Below are 4,098 nucleotides of genomic sequence, written 5' to 3' on the forward strand. Positions count from 1 at the left end.
AATAGTTATTTACTAATTATCGATACAGGAGTTGTTGGAATTACTAAAGAAACTCTAAAACATATAGCGGATAATTATGACAAATATGAAAATTATATTGCTGAATTAGGCGAAATTACCGATTTAGTAATTAAACCATTAAAAAATAAAGAAATCAATCTTGTCGGACAATATATGTACAAAGCTCACGACTTATTACAAAAGCTTGGAGTAAGTCACGTTAGCAACGATGAGGTTGTGGAAATTTGTAAAAATAATAATGCAGTCGGTGCCAAACTAACTGGTGGTGGCGCTGGTGGATGTTGCATTAGTCTTAGCAAAACAAAAGAAAATGCATTAGAAATTCAAAATGCATTAAAAGAGAAAGGATATTCATCATGGATAGTTACAGTTTAGGTTATGCTAATATTGCCCTAGTAAAGTACTGGGGGAAAAAATCTAAAGATCCTGTCTTACCTTATAATCCTAATATTTCTTTAAGATTAGACAATCTTTTATCAAAAACAAAAATCGAGAAAAATGATAATAATATTGATGAATTTTATATCAATGACGAAAAACAAAGTCAAGAAGAAGTAGATAAAATGATTAAGTTCATCTCTAAATTCACACCAACTAATCGTGAAGCTATAACTATAAGAAGTTATAATACTGTACCAACTGCTGCAGGGCTTTCTTCAAGTTCTAGTGGCACTATGGCTTTAGTTCTTGCTTGTAATAAATATTTTAAATTAAACAAAACTACTAAAGAATTAGTTGAAATAGCTAAAGAAGGATCTGGTTCTTCTTGTCGAAGTTTTTATAAACTTGCTGCATGGCTTGAAGATGGAAGTGTTGAAGAATTGGAGTGCTCTTTAGATTTTGGAATGATGGTTCTTGTAGTTAACGAGGATAGAAAGAAAATTTCTAGCCGTGTCGCTATGGAACGCTGTGTTCAAACATCAACAACATTCGATGCTTGGGTTGAAAAAGCTAAAGGTGATTTTGTATTAATGAAAGAAGCTTTAAAAAATGCTGATTTCGAAAAAATTGGCGAAATTACAGAAAGTAATGCTTTAGCTATGCATGGTACTACTTCTACATCTACTCCTAGCTTCTCATTCTTAACAGAAGAGAGTCACATGGCGATGGATATTGTAAAAGAACTACGTTCTAAAGGTTATAAATGTTACTTCACAATGGATGCTGGTCCGAATGTGAAAGTACTTTACTTAAGGGAAGACCAAGACAAATTATATGAGGAAATTTCAAAATTATGGAAGAAAAAAATCATTTTGTGCATGGAGTAGCCTACGGTAAACTCTATCTCGCTGGAGAATATGCGATTTTAGAGGATTACGCTTCTGCACTAATAACAAGTGTTCCTAAAAAAATTACAGTATTTGTAGAAAAAAGTGATAAAACTACTATCTTCGATACTATCAATAAAACCAAAGTTGGATTATTAGAAGAAAATAGTAACTTCACTCTTGTTCAACAATTTATTCTATTTTTAACAGAATATACAAATTGTAATAAAACATTTTCTCTTACTATTTATAATGAACTTCACAATGACGATAAAAAATACGGTTTAGGTTCTTCTGGTGCCGTACTTGTGGCTATAGCTCGCGCTATATTATCATTTGAAAATGTAGCTTATAACGATTTAACTATTTTTAAACTAGTCGCCCTATTCAATATCAAACACAGTCTAAGTGGATCTATGGGTGACGTTGCTGCGAGCATTAATGATGGTATTACATATTACGAAAAATTTAACGCTGACTTCGTTAATAATATGATTCATCAAGACAAATCTGTTAAAGAAATAATAAACTCAAATTGGGATGGTCTTCGTATCGAAAAAGTTCATCCAAAAGCTGATTTAAGCATACTAGCACGTTGGACTGGTGAAGCTGTAGATACGAAAGAGCACGTAAAACTTTGGAAAAAACATAAAGACAACTACAAAGAAGAATTTAGAATTTTTGTTGAAACTTCTAATACGCTAGTAAAAACTTTAAAAGAGAATTTAGAAGAAACAGATGCTACGTCTGCTTTAAGCACTATACGAAAACTTAGAGAAAACCTACTTTATTTAGAAAGTTTCTCTAAGATACCAATGGAAACAAAAGCAATGAAAAACTATATTGAAAGTCATTCGGCTGGTAAGCAAAGTGGTTCAGGCAGTGGTGACATTGTATTAGGATTCGAGAAAAATAACGATAAGTATCAGCTACAACTGAATTTAGAAAAATTATAATATATTACGAAAGGATTAATTATGAGAAAAAAAGATCACATTAGATTGGCGCTTGCTGATAAAACAAAAGTAACTAGCTTAGACTCATACGCAATAGATTACAACAGTATCCCCCTTTTCGGATTAGATGATGTTGATACTTCTACATCAGTTTGTGGTGACCCTTGGGAATTTCCATTCTTCATCAATGCTATTACAGCTGGTGGTGAAGATTGTAATAAGATTAATCAAGACTTTATGGAAATTAGTGAAAAATGTGGAATTAAATTTTTCCCAGGATCATACTCTCCTGCTCTTAAGAGTAAAGAAGATGAAGAAGCTTATCCAAAAGGATATTCAGTAAACTTAGGCTTAGATAAAGATTCAAAACTTGTTTTAAAAGCAATCGAAAAATCACAAGCAAAATATATTCAACTTCATACTAATCCTCTTCAAGAAATCGTTATGCCAGAAGGAGATCATAATTTCGAAAGTTGGTACGCTAATCTAAAAGAAGTTAGCTCTAAATCTCCTATTCCTGTAATCTTAAAGGAAACAGGTTTTGGTATGAACGAAGCTACCATTAAACTAGCCATCGACTTAAATATCCCCGCTGTAGACATCAGTGGAATGGGTGGAACAAACTTTGCAAGAATCGAAAATGGACGAAGAACCGATAAATCAACTTACCTAGAAGCTATTGGTTACACTACAGCAGAAAGCCTAGAGATAGCCTACTCTTATAAAGATAAAATTGATATAATCGCAAGCGGTGGTATACGAAATCCACTTGATGTTGTGAAATGTCTAGCTTTAGGTGCTAAAGCGGTTGGTGTTTCTAAAATATTTTTAGAAATTCTTTTAAGCGAAGGAAAAGATGCTTTAATTCAAGAAATTGAAAAATGGAAAAAAGAAATTAAGTTCTTAATGATATTAATGAATGCTAAAACAATTGCTGAATTAGATAAAAAAATAAGAAAAGTAGAATTTTAAAAAAGAAGATTCCAGCCGTTTGGGTTGGAATCTTCTTTTTATTTATACTATATTTCTTTGGGACTGACCTAAAAGACCTAAATTTTAACAAAGTGTATATGATAATTCATAGACGCAGTGGTTTATTGATATCTAAATTCGCTTTATAAAAGCTTTTTAGATATCTAATAAACTTTGCGGGGGTGACTCGACAAAATCGATTTCTATGAAATCACGATTTTTGAGTCACTCCCTCTTCTTCTAATGCTGATAATCTTTTTATTGCTTTATTTAAATCATCTTCTAAACCATTAATTTTAGATTTATTCTTTTGATTTTCCGCAATTAAATACCAACATGAGATTAATAACATAACATTTAAACAAATTATTGCAAACATACTATTCTCCTAATGTTTATAATTAAAATTAGAATAACACAATTTCTCTTTTTTAACAAGAGATGCTCTATTCATTAATAATAGATATAAAAAAACCTCATCTTACGATGAGGTCATTATTTCTAAATAAATCTAAAAGAGGGAAAATTTTTAGATTTTATTAATAAATTGCGTGTTAATTACCAATTATTAATATTTACGTTTTCTAGCCGCTTCAGATTTTTTCTTACGACGAACACTTGGTTTTTCATAAAACTCACGTTTACGAACTTCTTGGATAGTTCCGTTTTTAGAAACAGCACGTTTGAAACGACGTAGTGCATCTTCTAGTGATTCATTTTTACGAACTACAGTTTTTGACATTGGATTTCCCTCCCTCCGATACTACAAAATCTTAATTTAATACTTAATTAAATGTTTAAGATATAAAATAAATACAAACATTCAATCAATAAGACTGCTTTTAAGCAATCTACTTACATATTGTATTATATTCTTACGT

6 protein-coding genes are annotated in these 4,098 nt (G+C 31.0%); 4 read left to right on the forward strand and 2 right to left on the reverse strand.

From position 1 onward, the window contains the following. The 4 genes from RWN11_RS07360 to fni form a co-directional block, all read left to right on the forward strand. A partial coding sequence (locus tag RWN11_RS07360; RefSeq protein ID WP_399536196.1) for a mevalonate kinase occupies positions 1–396 on the forward strand: 396 nt, incomplete at its 5' end. Next, positions 378–1,289: a diphosphomevalonate decarboxylase gene (gene mvaD / locus RWN11_RS07365; RefSeq protein ID WP_314161088.1), complete on the forward strand. Its 912-nt coding sequence runs from the start codon at positions 378–380 to the stop codon at positions 1,287–1,289. The genes RWN11_RS07360 and mvaD, both read left to right, overlap by 19 nt. Then, positions 1,256–2,245 carry a phosphomevalonate kinase gene (locus RWN11_RS07370; protein ID WP_314161089.1) on the forward strand — a complete coding sequence of 330 codons (990 nt, stop codon included), beginning with the start codon at positions 1,256–1,258 and terminating at the stop codon, positions 2,243–2,245. Before mvaD ends, RWN11_RS07370 begins: the two co-directional genes overlap by 34 nt. Before the next feature lie 21 nt (positions 2,246–2,266). Further along, positions 2,267–3,217, forward strand: a complete 951-nt coding sequence (fni, locus tag RWN11_RS07375; RefSeq protein WP_314161090.1) for a type 2 isopentenyl-diphosphate Delta-isomerase — start codon at positions 2,267–2,269, stop codon at positions 3,215–3,217. A gap of 211 nt (positions 3,218–3,428) precedes the next feature. Here fni and RWN11_RS07380 read toward each other — a convergent pair whose 3' ends face one another. Both RWN11_RS07380 and rpsU read right to left on the reverse strand, forming a co-directional pair. After that, positions 3,429–3,596: a cytochrome C biogenesis protein gene (locus tag RWN11_RS07380; protein ID WP_314161091.1), complete on the reverse strand. Its 168-nt coding sequence runs from the start codon at positions 3,594–3,596 to the stop codon at positions 3,429–3,431. Between the two features lie 189 nt (positions 3,597–3,785). After that, entirely contained in the window at positions 3,786–3,959 is a 174-nt protein-coding gene (gene rpsU, locus RWN11_RS07385) for a 30S ribosomal protein S21 (RefSeq protein WP_003147339.1), read from the reverse strand. Between the last annotated feature and the right edge of the window lie 139 nt (positions 3,960–4,098).

Source organism: uncultured Gemella sp. (assembly GCF_963519265.1).
In the GTDB taxonomy this organism is placed as follows: Bacteria; Bacillota; Bacilli; order Staphylococcales; family Gemellaceae; genus Gemella.

Bases quoted from the DNA above. Each gene is read 5' to 3' on its own strand.
- fni (WP_314161090.1), top strand. From the start codon at position 2,267: ATGAGAAAAAAAGATCACATTAGATTGGCGCTTGCTGATAAAACAAAA.
- rpsU (WP_003147339.1), bottom strand. From the start codon at position 3,959: ATGTCAAAAACTGTAGTTCGTAAAAATGAATCACTAGAAGATGCACTA.
- mvaD (WP_314161088.1), top strand. From the start codon at position 378: ATGGATAGTTACAGTTTAGGTTATGCTAATATTGCCCTAGTAAAGTAC.
- RWN11_RS07370 (WP_314161089.1), top strand. From the start codon at position 1,256: ATGGAAGAAAAAAATCATTTTGTGCATGGAGTAGCCTACGGTAAACTC.
- RWN11_RS07380 (WP_314161091.1), bottom strand. From the start codon at position 3,596: ATGTTTGCAATAATTTGTTTAAATGTTATGTTATTAATCTCATGTTGG.